Annotated in this window: 5 protein-coding genes and 1 pseudogene; all 6 read right to left on the bottom strand. The window is 63.0% G+C overall.

The features are described 5' to 3' along the window. On the bottom strand, positions 1-444 hold a 444-nt coding region (locus ACR65W_RS00990; protein WP_434502189.1), incomplete at its 3' end, for a TrbG/VirB9 family P-type conjugative transfer protein. Beyond that, positions 441-1,112, bottom strand: a complete 672-nt coding sequence (locus tag ACR65W_RS00985; RefSeq protein WP_434502187.1) for a virB8 family protein — start codon at positions 1,110-1,112, stop codon at positions 441-443. The genes ACR65W_RS00985 and ACR65W_RS00990, both read right to left, overlap by 4 nt. 379 nt (positions 1,113-1,491) lie before the next feature. Further along, positions 1,492-2,454, bottom strand: a complete 963-nt coding sequence (locus tag ACR65W_RS00980; RefSeq protein ID WP_434502185.1) for a type IV secretion system protein — start codon at positions 2,452-2,454, stop codon at positions 1,492-1,494. A 12-nt stretch (positions 2,455-2,466) separates the two neighbouring features. Continuing rightward, positions 2,467-2,760 (bottom strand): EexN family lipoprotein, encoded by a 294-nt coding sequence (locus ACR65W_RS00975; protein ID WP_434502183.1) that lies wholly within the window; start codon positions 2,758-2,760, stop codon positions 2,467-2,469. Further along, positions 2,757-3,473 carry a P-type DNA transfer protein VirB5 gene (gene virB5 / locus ACR65W_RS00970; RefSeq protein ID WP_434502181.1) on the bottom strand — a complete coding sequence of 239 codons (717 nt, stop codon included), beginning with the start codon at positions 3,471-3,473 and terminating at the stop codon, positions 2,757-2,759. Before virB5 ends, ACR65W_RS00975 begins: the two co-directional genes overlap by 4 nt. Then, positions 3,473-3,938: pseudogene (locus tag ACR65W_RS00965) on the bottom strand (transporter); the annotation flags it as partial. The gene virB5 and the pseudogene ACR65W_RS00965, both read right to left, overlap by 1 nt.

The raw sequence follows: 3,938 nt of genomic DNA, 5'->3' as shown, positions 1-3,938 counted from the left end.
CTCTATACGGCGGCGCTCGATCTCGTCGCCGGGATAGGCGAAGCCCACGACGAAATAGCCCTCCGCAAGCGAGCTTTCCGCGATCGACAGCTCGAATTGGTAGGAGCGCTTGCGGCCGTTGGCCCGCGTGGTCACGACCTGCAGATTGGTCGGCGAATGCTTCTCGCGCGGCTTGAGGAACAGGATCGATCCAGCGGGTGCGACCTCCCAGGCGACGGAGTCGCCGATCGCCACATGTGCGATCTCTTCGTCGTCGGAAAAAACAATCTGCGTTGAGGCGCGAATGACGCCGTTGATCTTGACGACATTGGCCGGGTCATAGGTCACCATCCTCACGCGCGCGTCGCGCGGGCCGGCGGAAGGCTGCTGCAGGGCGATCGCCGGCGTGCTCGGCAATCCGGCGCAGGCGAGCGTCAGTAGGATGAGGAGGAGATTGCGGATCACGGCAGGGCCTCCGGATCGGCGCGGTATTCGGAAACGAGAAAGCCGAGTGGGTTGATGAGGCGGTCGCTCGAGGAGATCGGCGCGTTGACATAGGAAAAGGTGAGCGTCGCGATCCAATGGGCGATGCGCGTCTCTTCGCCTTTGCGGCTCTCGGCGAGATAGCGGACCGAAGCGACGTTATCGCTCAAAAGCGAGATTGCTTTGATGCGCACATTGGCGACGCCGAAGCGGCCATGCAGAACCTGCGGGCTCTCGGGATTGGAGCCGCGATACCAGGCGGCGAAACGCGTCTGTTCGGCCGGGGCGGAGAGCAGGGAGATCGTGCGGAAATTCGTCTCCGCCTCCGCGGCGCTGTAGCCCTCGCGGGCGCGCACATAACGCGCCAGGAAATATTTGGTGACGGCTTCGTCGTAGCGCGCCGGCGTTTGTTTCAGCGCGGCGACGGTCTCGACGATCCCGGTCGAATTGTCGACGCGGATCACGAAGGGTTCGACCGTCTTCAAGGGGGCGAGCGACGCCACCGCGGCCACGGAGACGACCGCCAACCCGCAGGCGCTCGCGGCGATCACCCAAGCTATTCGCTTCGAGCGCTGCGCCGAGAGCAACAGGTCCTGCTCCCAGCGGCGCGCATTCTTGAAATAGGTTTGCAGCTCGTCGGGGCGAACCATCGTCAGCCCTCCTTGCCGCATGAGCGATAAGAGGCGAGGTCATTGAGGCGGCTCGCGTTCTGCCTGTCGCTCGCGATGGAAGGCGCCGACGCCGCGCGATTCAGCGCAGTTGTGGCATTCGGTCGGCCGGTCTCGGCCGCGCGGATCGCCGATGAGGGAACCGAGCCAAGAGCCTGCGGCGCGCCCTCCCAATCCCACAGAGAGCGGTTGAGGGGACGCCGCGCGAACCCATCGCACGTCGGCGGCACGCTGGAAAAAGTCGCACAGCCGCCGAGCGGCCACGCCATCACACACATAATGATTAATCGCCGCATTCTCATTAATCCCATATCGTCCGGCGCGGCCGCCGCCGCCCCATCGTTGGCTCGGGTTGCTTCGATCAGGCCCGTTGAATGCTGCCGCCTTGCCTGCGCACCTTCATCGCCGCGAGGCTGCGGTTCGCCGACCAGCGCGCCCCGGCATAGGCCCCAGCCGCTGCGGCCGCTGCGTTGGCGACGAGCGTTCGCGTCACCAGCCGACTCGCGAGCGAAGCGCCGCCGCCGGCGAGCCCGCCGGCGATCGAGGGTAGATGCAGGGCAATGTGGCCAGAGAGGCCAAGCAGGGTGCTGATGGCGATTGCGCCGACCAGCGCCTCGCCGAGCGTCGTGGCGCTGTTGGAGAATTTGTCGATGAAGCCGCTGACGGCCGACAGCATCAGTCCGACGAGGGCGATGACGAGCACCAGCAGGATCAGGAAATTGGCGACCTGGCGCAGCCAGCTTTCCGCGAATGGGCGCGTGGCGTCGAAGAGAGCGAGCGCAATGAAGAGGGGGCCGAGCGCGATGACAATCGCGAGACCGATCTTGGCGTAGAGCAGGACGGCGAATTGCAGAAACGAGCCGATCGCAACGAAGACGAGGAGAATGGCGGCGATCAGCGCCGGCGCGATATTGGTCAAGCCCGCCTGGTCGTAGATTTTGTTGGCGATCTCGATGCCCTTCGAGAGCAATTGATCAAACGGCGCGCCGGAATTGACGTTGAGCCCGGAGCCCGCAATGGCGTTGCCGATTTCCTTGGGAAGAGAGTCGAAGAAGAGGCCGGTGACATATTGCTGGAAGGCCGAGGAGTTCGTTGCGAGCAAGACGACGACGACGATGCGCATCGCTCGCCACGCGAAATCGAGGATCGGCTCGGCGATCGCGCCGCGCATCACGGCAAAGCCGTAGAGGATCACATAGAGCATGACCGCGACGCGCAAGGGGCCGTTAACGTAAGCGGCGAGATTGCCCGCCGACGTCGACACGAAATTCGTGAGCGGCTGCTCGAACTCGTGCAGGAAACTGTCGAAGACGTTCACGGCCATGCGGGCGAATTCCTATTTCAAAGCGTTTTTCATCTCTTGCACGGTGATCTGGTCGCGCGCGGCGCTGGCATTGACACAGTCGGGCGTATTGCCGAGCGCGCCGGGATTGTCTCGACAGGCTTTGAGCGTCGCCTGCAGCTCGTCGCGATGCTCGATGAACCACGAGATCGTCTTTGCAGGCGGTGGCGATTGTTGTCCGGACATGACAGGCGAGGGCGCGTCTTCGGCGCGTTTATTGCTTTCGCCGCAGCCAGCGAGTCCGGCGCCTATGAGCGTTGCGAGGAAAAGGAGAGTCGATCGCTTCATTTCAGCGCCGCCTTCATTTCGTCGACGATCTGTCGCTGTTTTTCGCGCTCGCGCTGCGCATCCATGTCGCCGCGCGCCTGCTGGATCATGGCGAGGCCCTGCATGCGTAGCACGTCGTTTTGCAGCAGCGCTTGTTCGGCCTGGAGCCGCGCCGAAAGATCGAGCACTTCTTTCGCGTCGCTCGCTGAACTGACGCGCCTGCGCAGCTCTTCGAGGGCGTCGATCCTTTGCGAGGCCGTATCATAGACGGCTTGGCCGAGCGAGTGTTTGGCGCCGGTCTCGCGAGCGATCCGATCGAGCTCGCTTTGGTAGTAGGAATTTGCGCTTTTTCCCGCATAGGCGCGGTTTTGCGTCAGATAAGAGTCGATTGCGCTCGCGAAACTGCCGCTCCCTTGTCCGTCGACGAGCTTTTCGATCTCCGAGAATTGTTGCGGCAGAACTTTGCGAAACTGCGGGGTGTTGAGCAGCGCCCCGATATCGTTAGCGTTCGTGAGCTTGTTGACGCTGTCGTAGAGCCGTTTGGCTTCGCTCAATTGATCCCGCGCGACCTGGAGCTGCGAAGTCAGCGTATCGACCTGTTTCTTCATTTCGATGAGCTGGTCGAGCTGGCGCGCAAACACGCTCGGGTCGAACACGACCTGCGCCGTGGCGGGCAAGGTGGAGAGTAGAGCGGCCATGATGGCCGCGCTGATCCCAGGGCGGGTAAGGTTCATCAGGTCTTCTTTCGCTCAGCGTGGAAGATCGGTAGCCAGCGAGCCGGGTCATCGCCGACCTCTCCCCGGACGCGGTCGAGGAGTTCGACGGTTTCGGTACGGCCAGAGAGCACGGCGAGCTCATCGTCGAAGCCGATCAAATCGAGCTTCGCCACCACGGAATTATGCCCCTGCTTGACGAGGAAGCGCCGGCTCTCGGGGGCGAGCTCCTCCTTGATCAGGCGAAACTCGGCGTCGGTGAGATGGAAGCCGTCGACATAGTCGGCTCTCGTTCCGCGCGAATTGGGGAGAAAAATTTGCGTCGGGCATTGCTCGACGATGGTGTGGGCGATGGGCGAAGCAAGGGCGTCGCGCGGCGACTGGGTGCCGAACACCATCACGCCGTTCTGCTTGCGGATCGTTTTCAGCTTGTTGTTGGCGAGATCGCGAAAGGCGTCGTCGCCGAGCGCTTTCCAGAACTCGTCG

Source organism: Methylocystis sp., from assembly GCF_051062815.1.
GTDB lineage: Bacteria > Pseudomonadota > Alphaproteobacteria > Rhizobiales > Beijerinckiaceae > Methylocystis.
This window is presented reverse-complemented; position numbering and strand designations above follow the sequence as displayed.

Excerpts from the sequence above, each read along its gene's own strand:
- ACR65W_RS00985 (WP_434502187.1), bottom strand. The coding sequence starts at position 1,112 with ATGGTTCGCCCCGACGAGCTGCAAACCTATTTCAAGAATGCGCGCCGC.
- ACR65W_RS00980 (WP_434502185.1), bottom strand. The coding sequence starts at position 2,454 with ATGGCCGTGAACGTCTTCGACAGTTTCCTGCACGAGTTCGAGCAGCCG.
- ACR65W_RS00975 (WP_434502183.1), bottom strand. The coding sequence starts at position 2,760 with ATGAAGCGATCGACTCTCCTTTTCCTCGCAACGCTCATAGGCGCCGGA.
- virB5 (WP_434502181.1), bottom strand. The coding sequence starts at position 3,473 with ATGAACCTTACCCGCCCTGGGATCAGCGCGGCCATCATGGCCGCTCTA.